Genomic DNA, 22,251 nt, shown 5'->3' with positions numbered 1-22,251 from the left:
TCATCAGTTATGGCCTGGTGGGTCAGGGCCTCATAAGAGTTAACATGGCAGCATACGCAACAACAATAGCCTACATAGACTCCAAACTCAACAACATTACAGGTAGCATCAAAGAATTTATCGTGGAACATCAAACATACATCCCAAAGGATATTCTAGATGCAGTAGGTGTGGTTGGTGGCTGTTATTTTATGTTAGAAGGAGGATCTTTTGTGGCAACTGTAGCCTTGTTTTTTGTATTATTGCAGAAGGGGATTTGATTCTTAATATAAGGGATCATTACCTACCTAGGGAATATTGGAAGTATATATCCCTTCATCGTGGCCCGATATATGGATACAAACTGGAAGCATACATTGGTGCGGATAATTGTATACACTACAAGGAGATTCCTAAAAATCCAGATGATACGCTAAGAGAGAATGAAACAATATACATTTAGGTAAATAGAGGGGTTGTAATGATTGAAAGGTCTGAAAAAGGTGAAAGAAAATTTGATATACTTTTTATGGTTACTTTCATAATCTTTTTCCTTGAACTGTTATATTTAAACAGCCCAAAGGTTGAGTTGACTGACTGGTTAGTCGTGGGGCTCCTTTTCGTTTTATTGTATTTTTTCAGAAAAAAAGAAGATTGGATAATTCGCCATCAAGAGGCGATCAGAATTTTTGGGCTAATGATGCTCGCAATTCTTACGATTAGAATCCTTAAGACATGAAAAAACCTTATGTAAACCTATACTAACAGATAAATAAAGAATCAACCCATAATAGGTTCCGCTGCAAGCATAGGAAGCCTATCAGAATCATGAGACGATAAAAACTTGCATACTAGGACCCAACGATTACATGAAAAAGAAGTTGAGAGAGGCTGGAGCATGACCCCCCTTAAGAAGATAAAGGATTGGATAGCCGAGGGAAAGGCTGGATGGCACCTTGCTGGGGGCCGATCAAGCCTAGAACGTGGAGACTACAAAGAAGCCCTCAAAGAATTCAGGAAGCCCTCAAAGCAAGACCAAACGACCCGGAAATCCTCCACTACAATGCAATAACACTACTAAAACTCAAAAAACCAGAGAAAGCCTTAGAATGCTATGAAAAAATCCTCAAAAACAATCCAAAACTAGCAGAAGCATGGAACAACAAAGGAGTAGTCCTTGAAGAACTTGAGAGATATGATGAGGCACTAGAATGCTATGAAAAAGCCTTAGAAATAGATCCAGAAGATGATGGAACATGGGCTAATAAGGGAGTACTCCTCAGGAAACTTGGAAAATATGAGGATGCACTGGAATGCTTTCAAAAAGCCCTTGAAATAAACCCAGAATTCGCTGATGCATGGAAATGGAAAGGCATAATCCTAGAAGACCTCAAAGAAGCAGAGGAAGCCCTGAAATGCTACAAGAAAACCCTCAAACTAGACCCGCAAAACAAAACACTATGGTACATGCAAGGAGCAGCACTACAAAAACTCGGCAAACACAAAGAAGCACTAAAATGCTACGAAAAATCCCTGGAAATAGATCCAGAATACAAAAAAGCCAAAAAAGCCCTGAAAGAACTCACCATCCAAAAAAATCAACCATAAACCCAAATCCCAGGATCAAAACCTCCGCACAACAGGAATAGGCCTAACACTCCTCAACGGCAGGTCACTAAACATCCTAGAAAACGAAGTATGCGCTTATCAGTGACGGGCAGGGAAGATACCTCATCATAGACCATGCAACAGGGATAGTAAGGGACATGATCTATGCTTTCATGGGAGCATACTGCTACTACCACCAACAAACAGAATGGGCCAAAGAACTTGGTCTGATTGTTATGGAGGTTGAGAGGTTTATGGATTTGCCTTTTGGGCCTTTGTTGGCGGCTGTTTTCCCAGGTGAAATGTATATTGTTTGTTGCTCCAGCATCATATATTATTATTTAGGTTCTATAGAACCGCTTAGAGGAGTTCTAGAAAATTTAACATGCAATTGGAGGATGGTGTACAGGTTTGATGGATGGGAAATTGTCAAAGAGAGGATTGAACATGCAAAACTGATATTCTTGGGTGCTGTAACAATACTAGGAGGATTGGAAAGTGGAGGATGGTTCTCTCGTTTGTCAAGTTTGGGTGGTGGTTTGGATTTATTGGTTAATGGACTGAGAGAATATGAGCAATGGTACAAGAGTGAAGGCTATAAATATGATGATGCCTTGAGGCTGAAAGCATGAGTGAAGATATGAAATGGTCGTTATTTATCATCGAAGGAATTTTATGTTCCCTTTTCATTGCTTGTTATATTGTTTTAGGTTTTAATCTGGCGTTTCCATGGCTAATATTGGTAGGGGTGGCTGATTATTTAGGTTGTGAGGCGGCTGGAAAATACCCTGATAAAAAGAAAAGATTAGAAGCCATTATATACATACTAACTTTAATTTCATGCGTCATCCTTATTTATTATATGTCAGAACCCTTCAAGATACTAGCAGCATTAACACTCATAGTAACCTTAATATACGGGAATAAAAGAATCCCCAGCCCCCCACGCCCAAAAAAACTGGAAAATCTTAAAGAAAAAATATTAAACCTATAAAAAAATATCACAACTCATCACAGACGATATCAAAAAATTCATCATAGAACACCAAACATACATTCCAAGAGACATTATAGATATTTTACTTATTGTTTTTGGATACGTGTCAAAAGGAGGTGCTAGTGTAATATTAGTGCCAATTGGGTCTTGTATGTGGATAGGTGAGAACATATTGAGATTTAGAGATCATTATCTTCCAAAAGAGTACTGGAAGTATATTTCGATTCATCGTAGCTGGGCTTATGGTTATGAGTTGAGAAGTTATGTTGGTGAGGATCATTGTATACACTATATTGAAATACCGAATAATCCTGATGGTACTCTACGGTGGGATGAGGCAGTATATATTTAAGGTGGTGGTTTGTTTGGATTGATAAGCTTTATTTGTGCTGATTACCTAGGGTGTTGGGTTCAGTGGCAGATCTACTAAGCTGTGTTTGGTTTTGGCTTTAGTTCAAATGCGATTGTGGTGGAGTGAATGATTGGAGAAAAAGAAGGGGTGGTTCTATGTTAGGTTCAAGAATAATCATAGGCTGTATACTTTTTATATTAGTATTTATAGGTTGTATATTACTGATATTAGGAGGTTTAGGAGAACGGAAAAAGAGGTTGGATTTTCTCTTATATGGAGTTATAGGTGGTGTGTTGCTTGCCATTGGATTTTTTTTCGTCAATGAAGGGGATGTGGGGGCTTTCGCATTCCTCATAATCTCTTTCATCTTCTTAAATAAGATAGGGAAACTCAACATGGAATGGTTAGCCAAATCCTCCATAATATTAGTATACATCTTTGCTTTAACAATGATAATCCTAAACAGAATATTAATAGGTATTTTTGCTCTAATAGTGGCAACCCTTTTAATCAAAGAATCCAAGACTTCAGTATGAGGGATCCCATCGCATACAACATGGAACGCCAAAGACCCTGATGGTAGTTTGAGGTGGGAGGATGCAGCATACATCTAAGCTTTTTCAGTTTTTGGCGTCGTTATCGTGTTTTACAATTTTGTTGGTTTTACTGTTTACGGGTAGTAAGTTGGCTTTACTGCCTACTGGGCCTAAACTACCTATTATATTGTTAACGTGTCTTTTACTGGGAAATATGTTTTTGCTAATCTATTTTCTGTCGAAGAATGTGTTTAGAGGCGAGGAAAATGGGTGATCAAAACACTTTTTGTTATAATGTCCCTAATAGGTGTACTTTTTCTTTCTCGGTTATATATTTGAGGAGCGTTAAACCCAACAACAAGCCAACACCAAAATAAAGAGGTTCAGGGCATTTTTGGCCTCCAAATAGCAGCCCCCCATCAGCCCAATCTTATCCCCCTCTTCCCAGATAACCTGAAAGTGGATCAACACCCACTGCACAGACCCAAAAGGGAATATCAGGTTCCCAAAAAAGCGACTATCAAAGTTTTCTTCTCAACCTCCACATATTTTATTTTCAAGCATGACAAAATAAACTCCTCAAGAATCTTATGTAAACAAGAATCATTTTATGACAAATACAAAGTTACATAAGATACTCTTTATAGATGAAAATCCCGCGCCCGGAGCAGAGGACGCAGACTATACTATTGGACGGGTGGGCGGGTATAACGGCCATTACTGACATGTGAGTTATGGAGTTGGTTTTTCAGGTGTATTTTATTTCGTTATATTCTTGTATAGAACATGTACAAGTTTTCTGCAGTATCAGAGAAGAACAGACAGATATCATATAGGCTGCTAGATAAGATGGCGGTTCTAAGCGACCCAGACGATGAAATCATAGACATAATGATTCCAGCGATGGTTTTCGCAGGAATACTCGCCTTCCTCACATACCTAAAAATGAGATGGATTTATCAGGCCTTATAGCCTATAGTGCCCGCAGCTGTATGGTTCGGCACAATAATCGCCATAACACTCATATGGATCAAAAAATAAATGATGGGGATAAGATTGAACGGCACAACATATCCTCCTTCTCATACACGTCATCCATATGATACTACTGCAGGAACATGGTACACTTGAATATAGGGAATAAATGGAAATCTATTTTTTCAGAAGGACACTTAGATTGAAATGGGGAGGTCCTATGTACACTGAAAGTATGCAGAGGCATGTCCAGAGGATAGGGTACAATGTGAACCGATTCAGGGGTAACCTTCTCCTTCTGAAGGGCGGGAAGAATCCTGAGGAACTCAAAGAGGAATTTATGGATATCGAACGTTCCTTAAGTGAAATATTCAATGATATAAGGGTTGAAGTCCCGGATCCTGGACTGGAGGGTGTGCACAGCACGATCCTCAGGGCGGCGGGGATTTACAGGGATTCTCTGAGGGAGTTCATGAGGTTCTATGATGATGGTGATGATGACCACTTTGTCCATGCGGGTCTCATGATAAATGAGGCCAATGAGCTCCTCAACGAGGCAGCTTCAATGATGGGTGTCTAGCCAGGGTTTTTCTTCAGCTCTGTTTCTTCTAGCTCTTCAGGGGTGGCCTTACTCAGGGGTGTTTAGCTAGGGTTTTTCTTCAGCTCTGTTTCTTCTAGCTCTTCAGGGGTGGCCTTACTCAGGGGTGTTTAGCTAGGGTTTTTCTTCAGCTCTGTTTCTTCTAGCTCTTCAGGGGTGGCCTTACTCAGGGGTGTTTAGCTAGGGTTTTTCTTCAGCTCTGTTTCTTCTAGCTCTTCAGGGGTGGCCTTACTCAGGGGTGTTTAGCTAGGGTTTTTCTTCAGCTCTGTTTCTTCTAGCTCTTCAGGGGTGGCCTTACTCAGGGGTGTTTAGCTAGGGTTTTTCTTCAGCTCCTGGCTATGAACCTCATGTATATGAACTCCACTAGCCTCCCGTAGATCCAGGGTACCAGGATGAACATGATGACCCCTATTGCACCTGTGAGTATTCCCAGCAGCCACTCAGGGTATTGTTCAGGTCTCCAGGTTCCTATGATGTAGGTGAGGGTGTTCAGCATACCACCGGCAACGGCCATTATGAGTCCGGCCACCCAGTACCTTCCAAAGTCCTCAGCCATTAAATGCCTCCAGGCCTCTATATTTGAACCTCAGCGTATCTGGCTCCTTGGGATGAATTTAAGTGCCGCTGAGTTCATACAGTACCTCTTACCTGTTGGCAGGGGGCCGTCATCGAATACATGGCCAAGATGGGCGCCGCACCTCGCACAGAGGACCTCACAGCGCACCATTCCAAGGCTCCGGTCCTCCCTGAACTCCACATTGTACTCTGATATAGCCTCATAGAAGCTTGGCCATCCTGTGCCTGAATCAAATTTGGTTTCTGAGTCAAAAAGATCCGTACCGCAGCACACGCAGCGGTATATACCGTCACCATGGAAGTCATGGTATTTACCTGTGAATGGGGGTTCCGTGCCTCCGCACCTTGCAACACGGAAGGCCTCGGGTTCAAGTATCTCCCGCCACTCCTCAACGGTTAACTGGATTTTTTCAACCATCTCAACATTTCCACCTGCAGCGGAGAATATGGGTATTTTTTCACTCATGACTGGAAATATGTTCTTAAATGTATATTAGATTATATTATAATCATTCATCTTTTTAGAGGGATCTCAGATCCATGACTGGCAGCGTTGCAGAACCGGATCATAACACATGATAAAAGGAACTTTTGTAGGGGGAGCTTACCTGGATGAAACTAAAGAATAAAAGAGGATGTCCCAAAAATTTCAAAAATCTAATTCAGGCAAATTCAATGGTACTTGGTGGCTTATCACTCACAGAAAGCGCCACATGTGTAACCTCAGGTATTTCGGAGGTTATACGCTTTGATATCCTCTTCACAAGGTCCCAGGGGAGTTCAGGGACACTGGCGGTCATTGCATCAAGGGATTCAACCATCCTTATGACCACGAGGTAGCCGAAGTCCCTCACATCACCCTTGACACCGGTCACCATGGTGTCTGTAAGCACAGCAAAGTACTGCCAGAGGCTCTCATGGAGTCCGCTTTCAAGGACCTCCTCCTCCACGATGGCGTTGGCCCTCCTGCATATCTCTATTTTCTCCCTGGTTATTTCACCCACGATCCTCACTGCAAGTCCAGGCCCAGGGAATGGCTGCCTCTGGATCATCTCACGGGGAAGGCCGAGTTCAAGGCCAATTTCCCGCACCTCATCCTTGTACAGTTCCCTTATGGGTTCCACTATCTCAAGTACCAGTCCATGGGGGAGTGCAACGTTGTGGTGGGATTTTATCTTACCCTCGCTCTCGATCCAGTCGGGGGCTATGGTACCCTGCACCAGGTACCTTGCACCTATCTCCTCTGCCACCCGTTCAAAGACCTCAATGAAGACCCTTCCGATTATCTTACGTTTCTCCTCAGGGTCTGTTACACCCTCAAGTTCCCCCAGGAACTCTTCTGATGCATCAATGTAGCGGAAGTTAAGCCTCTCACTGAAGGTCTTCTTCACGTATTCTGCCTCACCCTCCCTGAGGAGTCCATGGTCAACGAAGACCGCTGTCAGGTTATCACCTATGGCCTTACCTGCAAGTACAGAGGCCACGGAACTGTCAACTCCTCCTGAGAGTGCTATTATTGCCTTTTCATCACCCACGGTATTTCTTATCTCTTCAACAGCTTCCTCAATAAAATCAGATGGATTCAGCATTAATATCACCGGATAAAAATGATTGGTTAATTATTTGTGCGGCTCCTATTTAATGTTAAGGTCAGCCTTTCCATGAAACCTTACTCTTGGACTGACGTTGAGGTCTGCCATGAAATGAATTCTCTTAGAGGTTCTTACAGACCTCATGGAAGTTCTCAAAGACCCTGTGACCATCCTGTGTATGGTGGACCTCAGGGTGGAACTGTATACCGTATACTGGCCTCTCATGGTGTTTCATGGCCTCCACCTCACATATGCTTGAGGTTGCAAGCACATCGAAGTCCTCGGGGAGCCTCTTAACCTCATCCTTGTGGGAGGCCCATACGCTCATCCTGGGGCCCAGGCCCCTGAATATGTCGTCCTCGTCCAGTATCTCCAGTTCTATCTGGGCGTAGCTCTCTGCCTCGGCGGTTGCAACCTCTCCCCCATATGCAAGGGCTATGAGCTGGTGGCCCAGGCAGATACCCAGTATCGGGATATCGAGTTTCTGGATGTATTCAACACAGTTACCTGCCATCTCAAGTGATGGGCCGCCGCCGAGTATGAGGCCATCTGGTTCCATTGAGATTATCTCATCCAGTGGTGTTGTGTTGGGCACGAGACTGGATGGTATCTGGAGATACCGGAGTGTCCTGTGTATTCTGTGGTTGTACTGGCCGTGATTGTTGATGATGAGTATCATAAACATTCTCCCTGTCTGATTCTGAAAATCTATTTATATTTCATTGGATAATTAAATATTATGGAGGCCATGGATATAATTTACATTCTGGTTGCACTTGTACTTGCGGTTGTGGCATTCTATGTTCTTGTCTGGCTGCTGCCGGTTATAGTGGTTCTTATAATCGCCTATGTGATATATGTCTTCCTCAGAGAGGGAAGATGACACCGGAGGGGTGCATATAGCCGTCCCTGATTTTCAGGATATAATGTTACCCCTCCTGAGGCTGGCAGGTGAGGGAGAGCAGAGTTTAAATGGGGCAATGGAAAAACTTGCAGAGGAGTTCCAGTTATCCCCGGACGATTTAAACGAACTCATGCCAAGTGGCTCCCCAAAGTTCAGAAGCAGGGTTTCCTGGGCCAAGACATACCTCAAGAAGGCGGGTCTCCTTGAATCAAGGAAAAGGGGATTTTTTAATATCACAGAGCGTGGACTGGAGGTTCTCAAAGAGGATCCATCCGTCATTGACGTTGATTTTCTGATGCAGTTCCCTGAATTTGCAGAGTTTCGCGAAGGATCAGGGAAACCAAGAAAGACCCGTAAAAAGCGTCGAAAAAGAGCCGGTTCGAGGAGGGAGAGACTCACCCCCGAGGAGAGACTTGAAAGGGCCTATGATGAACTCAGGAAGGGTCTTGCAGCAGAAATCCTGGATATCGTCAGGAACAGTTCACCAGAATTCTTTGAACGACTTGTTGTGGATCTACTTGTGAGGATGGGGTACGGCGGCTCCAGGGAGGATGCAGGAAGTGCCATTGGCAGGCAGGGCGATGGTGGCGTCGATGGAATAATAAAGGAGGACAGGCTCGGCCTTGACGTTATCTACATACAGGCAAAGCGCTGGAACAGTTCAGTGTCCCGTCCCGAGATCCAGAAATTTGTGGGTGCACTGCAGGGTAAGAGGGCAGGAAAGGGTATATTCATAACTACATCGAATTTCACGGAAGGTGCAAGGGAATATGTCTCCAAAATTGACAGCAGGATAGTGCTAATTGATGGTATGCAGATGGCGAACTTCATGATTGAACATGGTGTGGGTGTAACCGAGGTGGCTTCCTATTCTGTTAAAAAGATTGATAATGATTATTTTTCTGAATGATATAGGTCCAAAAGGAATTTAATTCTTAGAGTCTCTGTATTTCACTGTAGGCGTAGGTTGCTGCAATCGCACCCTCTGCACATGCCGTTACCCACTGGTTCAGGCCCCCTGTGATATCCCCTGCAGTGTATACAAGGGGGATGTTTGTCCTCTGTCTTTTATCTGTTATGATGTAGCCACCATCATCCACCTCAACACCCAGTTCAACTGCTAGCTGATTGAGGGGCTCTTCACCTATCGATATGAATATCCCATCAACCTTCAGGGCCTCATCCTCGCCTGTTACACGGTTGTGTATTGTGACCTCCTCAACCCTCTCATCACCCCTTATCTCGGTTACAACAGAGTTCCATATCACAGGGATGCCCATTTCCTTCAGCTTGTCCTGGAGGTACCTGTCAGCCCTCAGCTCATCTCTCCTGTGGACTATGCTGACGTCACAGCCTATGTTTTTGAGGAACACTGCCTCCTGGGCTGCGCTGTTTCCTCCACCAACCATGAGGACCTTCCTTCCCTTGTAGAGTGGGCCGTCACAGGTTGCACAGTAACAAACACCCCTCCCAAGGAGGTCGTTCTCCCCTGGCACACCCAGCTGCCTGTGTTTGCTCCCTGTTGCAAAGATCAGTGCAGAGGCTGTGTAGGTGTCCCTTGAGGTTCGGACTGTGAATATGTCATCCTTTTCTATCTCCTTCACTTCCTCCATTTCCCTGAGTTCAGCAACCTTGGTTGCCTGTTTCTTCATTTTTGTGACGAGGCTCATCCCGGCTATCATCTCAAATCCAGGGTAATTCTCCATCATGGGGACCTCAAGGCCCAGTCCACCTGCAGGTCCCTTATCAAGCATTAGGACACGGCTTCCCTGCCTTCCACCGTAGATGCCTGCTGTTAGTCCTGCGGGGCCAGCCCCTATAACTATTATATCGTAATCAGTCATCATACCACCTTCACGGTTTATCTTGGTTTTTGGTTGAGATAAAGATTTCAGTAAAATGGTTCATGAATGCATCCATGAAGCCTGCACTAAACTCTACTCTAATAATTTTCAGTAAATGACTTATTGAGGCATCTCCGCGGGTTCCACAATAAATTTCAGCTCCCGGGTTTCAGTAATTACTTACCAGAAAGAGTATGCGGAGTTCACAGGACTAAGGCGTTTAAATTGCATTAAAAAGTAGGTGGGCCATGCTTTTTAGAAACTAAAAAAAATTTGAAAGTTGGGGTTTTTAGAGTCTTTCGCGGATTTTTGAGTTCAGTATCCTGTTTACAACCTTACCATCGGCTCTACCACGCAGCCTACCCATGGCCTGACCCATCAGGGGCCCCATTGCACCCATACCCCTCTCCTGGATCATTTCGTGGTTGAGTTCAATGATCTCATCTATCACAGCCTCAACCTCATCCTCTGTGAGGAGCAGGAGGTCCAGTTTCTCTGCAGCCTCCCCTGCTGTTAGACCATCATCGGCCATGCAGGCAACTATGTCCCTGAGGGCATCCTTTGACACCTTACCCTCCTCAAGGAGTCTGATGACGTCTCTGAGTTCCTCAATGCCAATACTGTCCATATCATGGCCCTCCCTTCCAAGTTCCCTGAGGGTGTAGGCGAGGAGTGATGCTATCACGGTCACATCAACCCTGAACTCTGCGAGGGCCTCGAATTCCTCAACAAGGTTCCTCTTAACGAGCTGGGATGCAAGGTCCTCACTGAGACCGTACTCTTCTATGAGCCTCTCCCTCTTCTCTGATGGAAGTTCAGGGAGGTTCTTTCGGATCTCTTCGATGAATTCCTCTTCTATGCTGAAGAGCGGTATGTCTGTTTCAAGGTACATCCTGCTTGAGGTTGGAAGTGGCCTGAGGTACTGGGTGTTTCCGTCGGGAAGGGCCTTCCTGGTCTCCTCTGGCACACCATCAATGGCCATCCAGGCACGTTTGATGACCTCCCTGAGGGCATTCTCTGCTGTATCCCTAGCATGGGCCACGATGACCACAGCATCATCCTCTGAAGCGTCAACAGCATCCCTGAGGGCTTCAACCTCCTCGGGGGTTATGCCGTAGGCTGGGAGTTCATCGGTGTGGAATATCCCCTTAACGCCCCTCTTCTTTGCATAATCAGCCATCTCTGTACCTAAACGTCTTCCTGGCTGTATTTCAGTTCCTATCAGTCCATGGAAGCCCCTTAGTTTAACAGCGAGCACTGACTCTGCCGAGGATATTATCTTTGACTCAGTATCCCCGAAGACCTCTGAGACATCAACCAGATCCTCCTCAACCGAGGCGCCCCTCTCCCTGAGGGTGTTTCTTATCTCAACAAGTTTCAGCTGCCTTCTGACCTCCCTCTCAACTATCTCGGGGATGAGGTCAAGGTCCTGGACACCCTTCACCTCGACCCTGGCCCCCTCACGTATGGATATGTTGAGGTCCTGCCTTATGGTCCCGAGGCCCCTCTTAACACGGGTGCTCCTGAGCACCTGGCCTATCTGGTATGCGACGTCCCTGAGCTGCTGGGGGTCACTGATGGATGGGTCTGTGGTTATCTCAACGAGGGGTATGCCCAGGCGGTCCAGCCTGAATACAACACCATCCTCTGTCTCCCTGATCCTCCTTGCGGCGTCCTCCTCAAGGCAGAGGTTCTCTATTTTAACAGTCCCCTGTGGTGTTTCAAGGTGACCGTCGGTTGCAACAAGGCCCGTCCTCTGGAAGCCCCCGGTGTTGCTGCCATCAATGACCTGCTTTCTCATGGTGTGGAATTCATCCACAACCCTCATGTTGAGGAGGAGTGCGATTGTAACTGCAAGTTCAAGGGCCTCCCTGTTGAGGGGGTGGGGTGGCTCCTCATCCGCCTCAACCAGGCATGTTCCATCATCGTAGTTCTCGTAGTGGAAGTGAAGTTTTCTCATGGCCTCCTCAAAGGCTGCCCTGTCAAATTTCCCGAGTTCGCTCTGGGTTGGCCTGAGGTTCCTAACTATGTCGTGGTCAGGTTCTGAGTCAATGAGTTCTGTTCTGCAAGGGCAGAAGAGTTTGCTCTCTGTATCAAGCTGCTGGTGTATCTCGAGGCCCATTTTGAGTCCTATCTCATCCCAGTTCATCTGATCAACCCCTGAAGTATGCTATTGATGTCCTATCCTTGATTTCTCCTGCAATGTTATCCATCATCATTTCACGCACCCCTCCTGGTTCAGATGTCTGTCCCAGGACCCAGCACATCTTGACGTAGGCGACCTCCGGGAGCATATCTGCGCAGGGTATGACACCCGCCTGGAGGAGCCTCCTTCCTGTGCTGTAGACGTTCATGTTGACCCTTCCATTAAGGCACTGGGATGTCATGGCAACAGGAACCCCCATATCATGGGCCTCCCTGAGTACCGGTATCAGTGTGTCGGGGCAGTGCCCGAGGCCTGTACCCTCCATGACCAGTCCCCTGTAGCCCCTCTCCAGGTGCCATTCTATGATATCAGGGGACATACCAGGGTAACTCTTTATGAGGGCAACCCTCTCCTCCACACTGTCACGGAGTTCCAGTTCAGCTGAACCCCTCTTCCTGTAGTCAGCGTCAAGTATTTTGATGCTCCCTGGTGTTACCTCTGCGAGGGGGAGGGCATTTATGCTCCTGAAGGTGTCCCTCCTTGAGGTGTGCATCTTCCTCACCTTCACCCCCCTGTGGAGGTGGCAGGTGAGGTCATCCATGGTTGCATGCATGCAGACCGTGACCTCAGCTATATCAGAGGTGGCGGCCCTCACCGAGCACTGTATGTTGAGGCTTGCATCCGATGATGGCCTGTCTGAACTCCTCTGGGCGCCAGTAAGAACTATAGGGACTGGAGTTTTGAGCATGAAGCTCAGGGCGGCGGATGTGTAGTGCATGGTGTCGGTTCCATGTGCAACAACAGCGCCATCTGCACCATCATCTATCTCCCGGTATACGGCCCTTGCGGTTTCAACCCAGTATTCTGGTTTCATGTTCTCACTGAGAATGTTCAGGACGGCCTTACCCCTTATGTTTGCCATGTCCAGGAGTTCGGGGTTTGCCCTGAGAAGGTCATCTGCGGTGAAGGCCGGGTGCACTGCACCTGTACGGTAGTCTATTATTGACGCAACGGTACCTCCCGTTGATATTATGGACACATCTGGCAGGTTGGGGTCCTCACTCACATCAACCGGGGGTAGCTCTATTTTTGGCTCTGAACCCCTCTTGATGAGCTCTATTTTCGCTTCACTTATTTCAACCCCAATGTTGTATCCGTTTTTGAGTTTCAGGACGATGTGCCGGTCATCTGCATCATCTGCACGGTCCAGCACCATACCCTCATAGGTCACATCGGGTTTCTCCACCCTAACGGTGTCCCCCACATCTATGGAGGCTGATTCAAGGAATCTCCTGGCTGATCCACGGTATGACATTAAAATTCCCCCTCAAGGTTCTTTCTGGCCCACTCTGCCCCGGCCTCCAGTATTTTGAGGTTGATGTATATGATCTTATCCTTACCAGAGAAGGTGAACCTTATGGCCTCCCTGAAGGATTCCTCATCGAGGCCTGTGATTCCAAGGGCCATCATAACACCCAGCATGGCGGTGTTGGCAGCTCTCCCTGTACCGTGTTCCCTTGCTATTTCAAGTGCCGGCACACCTATGGCCCTGACATTATCCTTTTTCCTGAAATCTGCGGTGGCAGTGTCGTAGAGGACAATACCACCCTCCCTGACATCACCTGCAAATTCATCTATGGATGGCTGGTTGAAGGCCACGAGGATATCTGGCGTGTCAACCGCCGGTGACCCCACCCTTTCACCGGATATAACCACTCCGCAGCTGGATGTACCACCCCTCTGTTCGGGTCCATAGGCAGGATACCATGATGTGTGTCTTCCCTCACTGCAGGCTGCCTGTGCCAGTGTCAGTCCCATACTGAGGACTCCCTGACCACCGAAACCCGCAATCTTAACCCTTACCTCCTTGAATTCCGGGTCATCCACAGGGTCTGGAACCGAGTCCTCCTTTATCTGGAATATGCGGTCCAGGCTCTCCCTTGAGAAGTCACTCTCTGACCTTATGAGGGGTTCTGTCTCGGATGAGCGGTCCCTGAAGTTCTTCACAGGGAATTCCCTTTCCATTTCCTCCTTCAGGAACCTTTCGGCACCCTCTGCGTCCTGTCTGAGGTTTGTGGGGCATGGGGATAGTACCTCAACGAATGCGTAGCCCTTCCCATCCCTCTGGATTTCAAGGGCTCTTTTAACAGCCCTTTTAGCCTTCCTTATGCTCTTTGGGTCTGCAAGGGAGACCCTCTCTATGAAAACCGGGGCCTGGAGGTTGTCGAGGAGTTCACACATATGTAGTGGGTAACCTGCATATTGGGGGTCCCTCCCACCGGGACATGTGACTGTCACTTCACCTATGAGGGTTGTTGGCGCCATCTGACCGCCTGTCATACCGTAGACGGTGTTGTTGACAAAGAAGACCGCCATTTTCTCACCACGGTTCGCGGCCTGTATCGTCTCATTGAGTCCAATGGATGCGAGGTCCCCGTCGCCCTGGTAGAGTATGACCACGGCATCGTCCTCTGCACGTGATATCCCTGTCCCCACTGCAGGGGCCCTTCCATGGGCCACCTGGACGTTTCCGCAGTCAAAGTAGTAGTAGGCGAACACCGCACAGCCAACCGGGCTTATCATTACTGAACGCTCCTGTATACCCAGTTCATCAATGGCCTCGCCTATGAGTTTGTGGAGTATTCCATGGCCGCAGCCTGCACAGTAGTGTGTGGCTGTGGGTGCACTTCCACCCTTCCTCTCGAACACATCGTGGAGTGAATCTGGTTTCCTGATCACCTTTTTAGTCATTGGATTCCCCCGCGAGTTCTCTGATCTTCCTGAGGATGTCCCTCAGTTCTATGAGGTTTCCACCCATTCTGTTTACGAGTTCAACATCCCTGCAGCCGGAGGCCATCCTTATATCCTCCTTCATCTGGCCGCTGCTCATCTCAACCGATATGAAGGTGCAGCCGCCCTCTGCAAGTTCCCTGATTCTTTCTGATGGGAATGGGAATAGCGTTATGGGCCTCAGAAGTCCCACATTTATGCCATCTGCCCTTGCTGTGTCAACCGCGCTCTTCGCAACCCTGCTGCTTATACCATACGCCACGAGTACAATGTCAGCATCCTCAACCATGTATTCCTCGTATCTCACCTCATTCTCCTCCACCGCCGCGTATTTCTCCTGGAGGTAGAAGTTGAACTCCTCGAGTTCATCGAAGTCAAGGAATATGGAGGTTACGAGGTTCTTCATGGTTTTCCTGTTGCCGCAGACGGCCCATGATGTGTCCGGGCTGTGCTCCACGGCCCTTTCAGGAAAACGAAGGGGCTCTGCCATCTGCCCCAGGACGGCATCTGCAAGTATTATAACAGGGTTCCTGTATCTGTCTGCCAGTTCAAAGGCCTCCATTGTGAGGTCGCACATCTCCTGTACACTGTTGGGTGCAAGGACGATGTTCCTGTAGTTTCCATGTCCACCACCCTTCACAAGCTGGTTGTAGTCTGCCTGCTCCGGCCCGATGTTCCCGAGTCCAGGACCGGCCCTCATGACATCCACGATGACCGCAGGAAGCTCAGCACCTGCAAGGAAGGATATTCCCTCCTGTTTCAGGCTCATACCTGGCCCTGAGGATGCTGTCATTACCCTGTGGCCGGCTGCGGCTGCACCGTACACCATGTTTATGGCTGCCTCCTCTGATTCCGCCTGCACAAACTTCCTTCCCACCATGGGGAAGTACCTTGAGGCCTCGTGGAGTATCTCACTTGCTGGTGTTATCGGGTAGCCGAAGTAGCAGTCGCAGCCAGCATACATGGCCCCTATTATCACGGCGGTGTTACCCTTAACCATCTGTGTCGCCATCTTCACACCTCTCTATGTGGACCTCTATTGCGTTGATCTCGGGGCAGGTGTAGTAGCAGTTCCCGCAGCCATTGCATCCCTCTCCACGGTACTCAACGTAGTGGTAGCCCCTCTCGTTGATCTTATTGCTCATGTAAAGCACTTTCCTGGGGCATGCGATTATGCACCGCTCGCATGCCTTGCATTCGACCCTGTTTATTACCGGGTAGGCCTTCTTCATTGGTTTTCACCGTCTCCTTCAAGGTCATGCTGTCTGATCTCAACACGCCTTATCTTACCGCTTATGGTCTTTGGCAGTTCATCAACAAATTCAACTATCCTGGGGTACTTGTAGGGTGCTGTCACCCTTTTCACGTGATCCTGTATCTCCTTCTTCAGTTCCTCTGATGGTTCATATCCCCTTGCAAGCACCACGGTTGCCTTGACAACCTGTCCCCTTATGGGGTCAGGGTAGCCTGTAACTGCACATTCAAGGACCGATGGGTGGGATATGATGGCGCTTTCAACCTCAAAGGGCCCTATACGGTAACCTGAACTCTTTATTATGTCGTCGGTTCTCCCGACAAACCACATGTATCCATCCTCATCCATCCAGGCTGTGTCCCCTGTGTGGTAGTAACCGTCGTGCCATACCTCTGATGTCTTATCGGGGTTCCTGTAGTAGCCGTTGAAGAGCCCTATCGGTTTACCATCCTCTGTTTTAATAACTATCTCACCCTCTTCACCGACATCCACAGGTTCGCCGTTCCTGTCCACAAGTTCAACCAGGTAGCCCGGTGATGGTTTGCCCATTGAGCCGGGCTTTGGCTCCATCCAGGGGAAGTTTGCTATGCACACAACGCACTCTGTCTGGCCGAAGCCCTCCATGAGCTCCAGGCCTGTGTGCTCCTTGAACCTCTCAAAGACCTCGGGGTTGAGGGGTTCCCCCGCTGTCACCGCGTATTCTATGCCTGATAGGTCGTAGCGTGAGAGGTCCTCCTTTATGAGGAACCTGTATATGGTTGGAGGGGCGCAGAAGGTTGTTATGTCATACTTTTCAAGCTTCTCAAGCATCCTTTCGGGGTCAAAGCGGTCGTAGTCGTAGACAAAGACGGCGCTTCCAGCTATCCACTGCCCGTAGATCTGCCCCCACATGGCCTTGGCCCAGCCTGTGTCTGCGACCGTGTAGTGGAGGCCGTCCTCCCTGACGTTCTGCCAGTACTTTGCGGTTATTATGTGGCCGAGTGGATAGGTGTGGTCGTGCTCTATCATCTTGGGCATACCTGTTGTACCTGATGAGAAGTACACAAGCAGCGTATCCTCTCCACCGGGGCGGTCTTCAGGGACCTGGAAGTCCCCCGGGATATCACTGAGTTCCTTCCTGAGGTTTATCCATCCTTCCCTTTCCAGGTCACCGACGATGACCCTTTTAACGTCTGCCCCCATTTCATCAATGGCACTGTCAAATACATCAGGCACACCGTCCTCTGCTATGCAGACAACCATCCTTATATCGGCTTCCCTTATACGGTAGATGATGTCCTTCTCCTTGAGCATGTGTGTGGCTGGTATTGCAATGGCGCCTATTTTGTGAAGTCCCAGGAGGGAGTACCAGAAGTCGTACCTTGCCTTTAGGGTCAGCATGACAGTGTCACCCTTCTCTATACCCTCCCTGGTGAAGAAACTGGCCGCCCTGTCTGAGAGTTCCCTGAGTTCACCGAAGGTTATCCTCCTTTCATCTTCACTGTCGTTGCACCAGACGATGGCTGTCTTGTCGGGTTCAATCTCTGCGTAGCGGTCAACCACGTCGTATGCAAAGTTGAAGTTTTCAGGTATCTTTATCTGGAAATTATCACGGAAATCCTCGTAGGAGTCAAATTCAACACGGTTAACGAATTCATGTATGAGAGCAGTCATTGGCACACCTCTACATTATTATTGCAAGGAATCTGGCCCTTTTACCGTCCAGGGCCTCCATGGCATGTTCATATGATGAGTCAAAGAATATGGAGTCCCCCTCATTCAGTATTATCTCATTGTCGTGTATGTAGAACCTTATGCGCCCCTCCAGGACGTAGTTGAATTCCTGTCCTGGGTGGCTGTTGGTCTTTGGTTTTCCGTCCCGGGGCTCCACTGTGACTATGAATGGTTCGGCCTTCTTGTGTATGAACTTCTCTGCCAGGTTCTCGTAGCGGTACTGTTTTCTCCTCTCAACCTCCACCCCCTTGCCCTTGCGGGTGACGGTGAAGATGTGCATCCTTGTCTCCTCACCTGTGAGCAGAAGTCCCATGTCAACGCCCATCTTATGGGCTATCTCAAAGAGTATGCTTGCCGGGATGTCCTCCTCTCCGGTCTCATAGCGGCGGTAGGTTTCCACGTCAATGTTCAGGTAAGTGGCCATTTCATCTTCTGTGATTTCTGAGAGTTCCCTCAGTTCCCTTACACGGGAACCAATCTCCTTACTTTTCTCTTTCATGGTTACACCTCATCAGTGCCAGAAAAAAATAATAATGATTATTAATGATAAATGTCTTCTGCCTTAAATACATTTCTCCTCCTTTAATGATTTAAGTTACACATAATAAAAATATATTGAAAGGAGGTCTTTTCATGGAGATAAAGACGGTCAGAATAGAGCCCCAGGAGGACCTGAACCTGATACTCGGGCAGAGCCACTTCATAAAGACTGTTGAGGACATATATGAGGCCATTGTGAACACGGTTCCCCAGGCAAAATTTGGGGTTGCATTTGCCGAGGCATCAGGGGACTGCCTTGTGAGGCATGCCGGAAATGATGAGGAACTTGAGGAGCTTGCAGCAGAGACCATGCTTGAAATTGGGGCAGGACACTCTTTCATAGTGTTCCTCAGGGAAGCATTCCCCATAAACGTGCTGCAGCGGATAAAGGATGTATCTGAGGTTGTTAACATCTACTGTGCCACCGCAAACCCTGTTGAGGTCATCATTGCCGAGACAGAGCAGGGGAGGGGGATCCTGGGGGTCATAGATGGCAGCAGACCTGAGGGTATAGAGGATGAGGAGGACATCGCCGAGAGAAAGAGGTTCCTCCGCCTTATCGGATACAAGTTTTAAGGGAGCCACATAATCAGGGAGGGCCAAAATTATATTAAACACCCCGCCCAATAATAATACGGGGGTTGTTTAAATGTCAGATACGGTGGTTTTTGTTAAGGAGAGCGGAAACAAAAATAAGGGCGAAAACATCTTTGAAATAAACCAGAGCAGGGTCCGGATGAAGGAAAAACAGAAAGGTACACTCTCAATAACCTTTGAAAGTCCGGATAAGGGGGACATAGAGGCCGCAATGGCATTTTTTGAATCAATGACCGACATGGAACCTCTCACAATGAACATTGCAGATACCGGTGAGGTTAAGGCCTACTTCAAGGGGACAGCACCCTTCAGTCAGACCGAAGAGGAGGGAATGACGGTCTACACCTACGGTGTGACCATCCAGGAACTGCAGGAGTAAAAATTTAAATTCATTTTTTAAATTTTCATTGGTCCTTTGGGTAGGTCCACTCCTCAAAGATCTTGTAGATTTTGTCAGGGTCACTGAAAACCTCTGTTTTGTCCATCCGTGATATCCTCTTCACGTGTTCAACGTCCTCCCTGGTTATTTTGAGTTCCAGTTTCTTACCGTTTGGAAGTGTCGTGATGACCTTCCCCTCACTGTAATCCGATGGCATGATGTAGACAGGGACAGAGGCCTTCTGGGCCATTATAACGGCATTTGTAACCAGGGTATCCCCTATCCTCAGGGATATCTTGGCTGTGCTGTTGGAGGTGCAGGGAGCCACAAGTATGAAGTCATACTTACCAAGCTGGACCTGGCCTGCAAGGAAGGGTGAATTGGCGTTTATCTCAACCCATTTTCTGTCAAAGCTGGTCTCAAGGTCCCTGTAGAGGCCATAGTACTTGACAACCTGGTCACCTGCCTTGGATATGAAGACGTCGATTTTGATACGGTCCCCATAGATCTTTTTGATGTCCTTCATTATTTCGTAGGTTTCAGTAAGCTTTTCCCCCGCCCCGGTGATACACCAGGCAACAGTCAGTTTTTCAGTCATGGTTCATAATATGTTGGAACTTATTAATCAAATTTGGGTTGCATATGATGGCATGATCATGATGATAAACAGTTCGCATCATCAAGATTCCCAGGACAATTGCATATGATGGCATGATCATGGTGATAGCATGGAGAGCTTTGACCCGGGATCTGAGGATAAATCAACGATTCCATGGTCTGGCATTCAGCCAGGAAAAACCTTGAAGTGGGATTCAGGGATTTTGAAATGATTTCATGACCATTAAACTCTAAAAAATTAATAAGTACTTTTAATACCTTAAATGGCCTACTGCACAGGGGCACTGAAATTACATTTCAGTAGCTGATGTGGTGTCCAGCTAAAGTCACCTTCTTATAAATTCCAGAGCCTATGAAGCGCCCTGGCTACGCTTATGTCAATCCACGATCACACCATCAAGTATCCTTATGGTTCTTGAGGCCATTTCAGCCACATGGGGCTCATGGGTGACAACAACAAGGGTAACCCCCTCCTCATCCTGAAGCTTCTGAAGCATCTGGAGTATATTTCTGCTTGTCTTTGAGTCAAGAGCCCCCGTAGGTTCATCCGCAAGGATTATTGACGGGTTATTGGCCAGGGCCCTGGCAATTGCAACCCTCTGGCGTTCACCACCAGAGAGTTCCGTGGGCCTCCGGTCAGCCTTATCCCCCAGACCCACCTGTTCAAGGAGCTCCATTGCACGCTCCTCCATGTTAACATGCTTCACAGCAAACATGGGTATCTCAACGTTCTCGAGGGCAGTGAGGCTGGGTATGAGGTTATGCAGCTGGAACACGAAGCCTATCTCCTCGGCCCTTAAACGACTCAGGTCCCTCTCCTCTGAGAGATCCCTTCCAGCGACCTTGATGGTGCCTGAGTCAGGGACATCAAGGGCGCCTATCATGTTGAGGAGGGTGGATTTACCTGAACCAGATGGCCCCATGATTGAGATAAACTCACCCATCTCAACTTCAAGGTCAACACCATTAAGGGCCCTTATCTTACCCCCGTCAAAGCTCTTTTTAAGGTTTCTCACCTCTATGGCCTTCATGGAACCACCTACTCGTACCTCAGTGCTTCAGTGGGGGCGAGCCGTGATGCCCGGTAGGCAGGGTACAGTCCACCGAGAACACCCACGCTGAGGGCGACTGCAAAGGCCCTCATGAAGATCTCAGTGCTGTATACTGGCTCTATGAATCCCCTCATTCCAAGCTCAAGGAGCACCTGTATGGCTGCAACACCAAGCACTGAACCCACAATACCGGCGATAACAGTCAGAACCACAGATTCCCCGAGTATCATAACGAGAATCCTGCGGTCCCTCCAGCCAACGGCCTTCAGAACTCCAATCTCCCTTGTCCTCTCAAATACAGACATTATCATGGTGTTTATAACTCCAATTCCACCTATTATTATGGCGAGGAGTGATATGGCCCAGGTTGCGGTGTCAATGGTCTGCAGGCCCTGGTCAACGCTCTGGAGGTCCTCAAGTGAGGCTATGGTTGTGAGGTCACTGTAACGTTTCTCGATGCGGTCTGTGACGTCCTCCACCCTTGAATTTCTGGTCATCTTAACGTAGATCATGGTGACCTTACCCTCCTTCTCCTCTATTTTCTGGAGCTTTTTGAGTGAAATAAAGGCCCCTCCGTCCTGCTGCATGTCACCGGATTCAAATATCCCGACGATACTGTACTCACGGTTCTTTATCTTTATTGTATCACCAACACCCTTGCCATGGTTCTCTGAGGCCACCTTACCGATTATGACCTCATCTGCATCTGGATCCGTGAGGGTCCTGCCGGCAGTTATCTTTATCTGGCTCATGTTTATCTTGGCAGGGTCTATACCTATCAGTACAAAGTAGGGGTTGTCGTCAAGGGGCTGTACAGCCATGAGTATTCCAACGGCGTCCTCAACCCCGCTCACGTTCCGCACCTTATCCACGTATTCCTCATCTATCTTGCTGAAGAACATGTCCGAGACATTGGACTCCACAATCGTGAAGTCGGCGCCACCCGCCTTGAGGGTGTTCTCTGTTGATGCCTTCAGGCCCTCGGTTATCACTCCAAGGGTTACAATGGTTGCAATTCCAATCGCGATACCTGTTATTGCAAGTAGACTCCTTGCACGGCTTCTGAACGGATTCTTCAGAATGAGTGTTATGAACCTCATGTTTAGGTATATGAAGCCGAACCTTAATAATGTTGACTAATCCAAAAAATAAATAATTTGAGGGGTTTCAGGACACTTTTTCTGATTTCAGGGATTAAAA

General features: G+C 47.8%; 26 protein-coding genes. 11 read left to right on the top strand and 15 right to left on the bottom strand.

All coding sequences use genetic code 11. The features are described 5' to 3' along the window. Positions 1-44: 44 nt before the first annotated feature. The 7 genes from OXN82_RS04455 (at position 45) to OXN82_RS04425 (ending at position 5,027) form a co-directional block, all read left to right on the top strand. Entirely contained in the window at positions 45-260 is a 216-nt protein-coding gene (locus tag OXN82_RS04455; RefSeq protein ID WP_238374210.1) for a hypothetical protein, read from the top strand. 200 nt (positions 261-460) lie between these two features. Next, a complete protein-coding gene (locus tag OXN82_RS04450; protein ID WP_010875709.1) occupies positions 461-718 on the top strand; it encodes a hypothetical protein in 258 nt (85 codons plus the stop codon). Positions 719-927: 209 nt separating this feature from the next. Then, complete coding sequence (locus OXN82_RS04445) at positions 928-1,587, top strand: tetratricopeptide repeat protein (RefSeq protein WP_321212108.1); 660 nt, start codon at positions 928-930, stop codon at positions 1,585-1,587. Between the two features lie 173 nt (positions 1,588-1,760). Beyond that, positions 1,761-2,219 carry a hypothetical protein gene (locus OXN82_RS04440; RefSeq protein ID WP_321212107.1) on the top strand — a complete coding sequence of 153 codons (459 nt, stop codon included), beginning with the start codon at positions 1,761-1,763 and terminating at the stop codon, positions 2,217-2,219. Then, entirely contained in the window at positions 2,216-2,581 is a 366-nt protein-coding gene (locus tag OXN82_RS04435; RefSeq protein WP_321212106.1) for a hypothetical protein, read from the top strand. The genes OXN82_RS04440 and OXN82_RS04435 overlap by 4 nt, the downstream gene beginning before the upstream one ends. Before the next feature lie 510 nt (positions 2,582-3,091). Next, complete coding sequence (locus tag OXN82_RS04430; RefSeq protein WP_321212105.1) at positions 3,092-3,472, top strand: hypothetical protein; 381 nt, start codon at positions 3,092-3,094, stop codon at positions 3,470-3,472. Positions 3,473-4,667: 1,195 nt separating this feature from the next. After that, positions 4,668-5,027: a hypothetical protein gene (locus OXN82_RS04425; protein ID WP_321212104.1), complete on the top strand. Its 360-nt coding sequence runs from the start codon at positions 4,668-4,670 to the stop codon at positions 5,025-5,027. Between the two features lie 343 nt (positions 5,028-5,370). Here OXN82_RS04425 and OXN82_RS04420 read toward each other — a convergent pair whose 3' ends face one another. The 4 genes from OXN82_RS04420 to OXN82_RS04405 all read right to left on the bottom strand — a co-directional run bounded on the left by OXN82_RS04420 (position 5,371) and on the right by OXN82_RS04405 (position 7,892). Then, a complete protein-coding gene (locus OXN82_RS04420) occupies positions 5,371-5,601 on the bottom strand; it encodes a hypothetical protein (protein WP_321212103.1) in 231 nt (76 codons plus the stop codon). A 30-nt stretch (positions 5,602-5,631) separates the two neighbouring features. Then, positions 5,632-6,087, bottom strand: a complete 456-nt coding sequence (gene msrB, locus OXN82_RS04415; protein ID WP_321212102.1) for a peptide-methionine (R)-S-oxide reductase MsrB — start codon at positions 6,085-6,087, stop codon at positions 5,632-5,634. Between the two features lie 196 nt (positions 6,088-6,283). Beyond that, positions 6,284-7,210: a glutamine-hydrolyzing GMP synthase gene (gene guaA, locus OXN82_RS04410; protein ID WP_321212101.1), complete on the bottom strand. Its 927-nt coding sequence runs from the start codon at positions 7,208-7,210 to the stop codon at positions 6,284-6,286. Between the two features lie 124 nt (positions 7,211-7,334). Further along, complete coding sequence (locus OXN82_RS04405; protein ID WP_321212100.1) at positions 7,335-7,892, bottom strand: GMP synthase subunit A; 558 nt, start codon at positions 7,890-7,892, stop codon at positions 7,335-7,337. A gap of 60 nt (positions 7,893-7,952) precedes the next feature. Here OXN82_RS04405 and OXN82_RS04400 point away from each other — a divergent pair, with 60 nt between their 5' ends. Next, a complete protein-coding gene (locus OXN82_RS04400; RefSeq protein WP_013295915.1) occupies positions 7,953-8,096 on the top strand; it encodes a hypothetical protein in 144 nt (47 codons plus the stop codon). Next, entirely contained in the window at positions 8,071-9,027 is a 957-nt protein-coding gene (locus OXN82_RS04395) for a restriction endonuclease (protein ID WP_321212099.1), read from the top strand. The genes OXN82_RS04400 and OXN82_RS04395 overlap by 26 nt, the downstream gene beginning before the upstream one ends. A 25-nt stretch (positions 9,028-9,052) precedes the next feature. Here OXN82_RS04395 and trxB read toward each other — a convergent pair whose 3' ends face one another. From trxB to OXN82_RS04355, 8 genes are all read right to left on the bottom strand, one after another. Then, positions 9,053-9,961, bottom strand: a complete 909-nt coding sequence (gene trxB, locus OXN82_RS04390) for a thioredoxin-disulfide reductase (RefSeq protein WP_321212098.1) — start codon at positions 9,959-9,961, stop codon at positions 9,053-9,055. Positions 9,962-10,250: 289 nt separating this feature from the next. Further along, complete coding sequence (gene gatE / locus OXN82_RS04385; protein WP_321212097.1) at positions 10,251-12,110, bottom strand: Glu-tRNA(Gln) amidotransferase subunit GatE; 1,860 nt, start codon at positions 12,108-12,110, stop codon at positions 10,251-10,253. Between the two features lie 4 nt (positions 12,111-12,114). Next, on the bottom strand, positions 12,115-13,422 hold the full coding sequence (gene gatD, locus OXN82_RS04380; protein ID WP_321212096.1) for a Glu-tRNA(Gln) amidotransferase subunit GatD: 1,308 nt from the start codon (positions 13,420-13,422) through the stop codon (positions 12,115-12,117). Further along, positions 13,422-14,858, bottom strand: coding sequence for a 2-oxoacid:acceptor oxidoreductase family protein (locus OXN82_RS04375; protein WP_321212095.1), 1,437 nt, complete (start codon positions 14,856-14,858; stop codon positions 13,422-13,424). The genes gatD and OXN82_RS04375 overlap by 1 nt, the downstream gene beginning before the upstream one ends. Beyond that, the gene (gene vorB / locus OXN82_RS04370; RefSeq protein ID WP_321212094.1) at positions 14,851-15,909 is read right to left on the bottom strand and encodes a 3-methyl-2-oxobutanoate dehydrogenase subunit VorB; all 1,059 of its coding nucleotides are present in this window, start codon (positions 15,907-15,909) and stop codon (positions 14,851-14,853) included. The genes OXN82_RS04375 and vorB overlap by 8 nt, the downstream gene beginning before the upstream one ends. Further along, positions 15,890-16,129, bottom strand: coding sequence for a 3-methyl-2-oxobutanoate dehydrogenase subunit VorC (gene vorC, locus OXN82_RS04365; protein WP_013295907.1), 240 nt, complete (start codon positions 16,127-16,129; stop codon positions 15,890-15,892). Before vorC ends, vorB begins: the two co-directional genes overlap by 20 nt. Further along, entirely contained in the window at positions 16,126-17,805 is a 1,680-nt protein-coding gene (locus OXN82_RS04360; protein WP_321212093.1) for an AMP-binding protein, read from the bottom strand. The genes vorC and OXN82_RS04360 overlap by 4 nt, the downstream gene beginning before the upstream one ends. Positions 17,806-17,815: 10 nt before the next feature. Then, the gene (locus OXN82_RS04355) at positions 17,816-18,364 is read right to left on the bottom strand and encodes a helix-turn-helix domain-containing protein (RefSeq protein ID WP_321212092.1); all 549 of its coding nucleotides are present in this window, start codon (positions 18,362-18,364) and stop codon (positions 17,816-17,818) included. Between the two features lie 134 nt (positions 18,365-18,498). On the opposite strand from OXN82_RS04355, the gene OXN82_RS04350 reads away from it, so the two are divergent. Continuing rightward, positions 18,499-18,981, top strand: a complete 483-nt coding sequence (locus OXN82_RS04350) for an adenosine-specific kinase (protein WP_321212091.1) — start codon at positions 18,499-18,501, stop codon at positions 18,979-18,981. Between the two features lie 73 nt (positions 18,982-19,054). Beyond that, complete coding sequence (locus tag OXN82_RS04345) at positions 19,055-19,381, top strand: hypothetical protein (protein ID WP_321212090.1); 327 nt, start codon at positions 19,055-19,057, stop codon at positions 19,379-19,381. Positions 19,382-19,406: 25 nt separating this feature from the next. On the opposite strand, the gene afpA is transcribed toward OXN82_RS04345, so the two are convergent. From afpA to OXN82_RS04330, 3 genes are all read right to left on the bottom strand, one after another. Further along, positions 19,407-19,979, bottom strand: coding sequence for an archaeoflavoprotein AfpA (afpA, locus tag OXN82_RS04340; RefSeq protein ID WP_300488881.1), 573 nt, complete (start codon positions 19,977-19,979; stop codon positions 19,407-19,409). A 397-nt stretch (positions 19,980-20,376) separates the two neighbouring features. Then, complete coding sequence (locus OXN82_RS04335; protein WP_013295901.1) at positions 20,377-21,030, bottom strand: ABC transporter ATP-binding protein; 654 nt, start codon at positions 21,028-21,030, stop codon at positions 20,377-20,379. A gap of 8 nt (positions 21,031-21,038) precedes the next feature. Then, the gene (locus OXN82_RS04330) at positions 21,039-22,151 is read right to left on the bottom strand and encodes an ABC transporter permease (protein ID WP_321212089.1); all 1,113 of its coding nucleotides are present in this window, start codon (positions 22,149-22,151) and stop codon (positions 21,039-21,041) included. Positions 22,152-22,251 lie beyond the last annotated feature (100 nt).

The organism is Methanothermobacter sp. DP (genome assembly GCF_026692625.1).
Lineage (GTDB): Archaea > Methanobacteriota > Methanobacteria > Methanobacteriales > Methanothermobacteraceae > Methanothermobacter > Methanothermobacter marburgensis.
Note: the sequence above shows the minus strand (reverse complement) of the source record. Positions and strands in the feature narration are given on the sequence as shown.

Coding starts and splice junctions, on each gene's coding strand:
- OXN82_RS04455 (WP_238374210.1), top strand. CDS start 45: ATGGCAGCATACGCAACAACAATAGCCTACATAGACTCCAAACTCAAC.
- OXN82_RS04450 (WP_010875709.1), top strand. CDS start 461: ATGATTGAAAGGTCTGAAAAAGGTGAAAGAAAATTTGATATACTTTTT.
- OXN82_RS04445 (WP_321212108.1), top strand. CDS start 928: ATGGCACCTTGCTGGGGGCCGATCAAGCCTAGAACGTGGAGACTACAA.
- OXN82_RS04440 (WP_321212107.1), top strand. CDS start 1,761: ATGGGAGCATACTGCTACTACCACCAACAAACAGAATGGGCCAAAGAA.
- OXN82_RS04435 (WP_321212106.1), top strand. CDS start 2,216: ATGAGTGAAGATATGAAATGGTCGTTATTTATCATCGAAGGAATTTTA.
- OXN82_RS04430 (WP_321212105.1), top strand. CDS start 3,092: ATGTTAGGTTCAAGAATAATCATAGGCTGTATACTTTTTATATTAGTA.
- OXN82_RS04425 (WP_321212104.1), top strand. CDS start 4,668: ATGTACACTGAAAGTATGCAGAGGCATGTCCAGAGGATAGGGTACAAT.
- OXN82_RS04420 (WP_321212103.1), bottom strand. CDS start 5,601: ATGGCTGAGGACTTTGGAAGGTACTGGGTGGCCGGACTCATAATGGCC.
- msrB (WP_321212102.1), bottom strand. CDS start 6,087: ATGAGTGAAAAAATACCCATATTCTCCGCTGCAGGTGGAAATGTTGAG.
- guaA (WP_321212101.1), bottom strand. CDS start 7,210: ATGCTGAATCCATCTGATTTTATTGAGGAAGCTGTTGAAGAGATAAGA.
- OXN82_RS04405 (WP_321212100.1), bottom strand. CDS start 7,892: ATGATACTCATCATCAACAATCACGGCCAGTACAACCACAGAATACAC.
- OXN82_RS04400 (WP_013295915.1), top strand. CDS start 7,953: ATGGAGGCCATGGATATAATTTACATTCTGGTTGCACTTGTACTTGCG.
- OXN82_RS04395 (WP_321212099.1), top strand. CDS start 8,071: ATGTCTTCCTCAGAGAGGGAAGATGACACCGGAGGGGTGCATATAGCC.
- trxB (WP_321212098.1), bottom strand. CDS start 9,961: ATGACTGATTACGATATAATAGTTATAGGGGCTGGCCCCGCAGGACTA.
- gatE (WP_321212097.1), bottom strand. CDS start 12,110: ATGAACTGGGATGAGATAGGACTCAAAATGGGCCTCGAGATACACCAG.
- gatD (WP_321212096.1), bottom strand. CDS start 13,422: ATGTCATACCGTGGATCAGCCAGGAGATTCCTTGAATCAGCCTCCATA.
- OXN82_RS04375 (WP_321212095.1), bottom strand. CDS start 14,858: ATGACTAAAAAGGTGATCAGGAAACCAGATTCACTCCACGATGTGTTC.
- vorB (WP_321212094.1), bottom strand. CDS start 15,909: ATGGCGACACAGATGGTTAAGGGTAACACCGCCGTGATAATAGGGGCC.
- vorC (WP_013295907.1), bottom strand. CDS start 16,129: ATGAAGAAGGCCTACCCGGTAATAAACAGGGTCGAATGCAAGGCATGC.
- OXN82_RS04360 (WP_321212093.1), bottom strand. CDS start 17,805: ATGACTGCTCTCATACATGAATTCGTTAACCGTGTTGAATTTGACTCC.
- OXN82_RS04355 (WP_321212092.1), bottom strand. CDS start 18,364: ATGAAAGAGAAAAGTAAGGAGATTGGTTCCCGTGTAAGGGAACTGAGG.
- OXN82_RS04350 (WP_321212091.1), top strand. CDS start 18,499: ATGGAGATAAAGACGGTCAGAATAGAGCCCCAGGAGGACCTGAACCTG.
- OXN82_RS04345 (WP_321212090.1), top strand. CDS start 19,055: ATGTCAGATACGGTGGTTTTTGTTAAGGAGAGCGGAAACAAAAATAAG.
- afpA (WP_300488881.1), bottom strand. CDS start 19,979: ATGACTGAAAAACTGACTGTTGCCTGGTGTATCACCGGGGCGGGGGAA.
- OXN82_RS04335 (WP_013295901.1), bottom strand. CDS start 21,030: ATGAAGGCCATAGAGGTGAGAAACCTTAAAAAGAGCTTTGACGGGGGT.
- OXN82_RS04330 (WP_321212089.1), bottom strand. CDS start 22,151: ATGAGGTTCATAACACTCATTCTGAAGAATCCGTTCAGAAGCCGTGCA.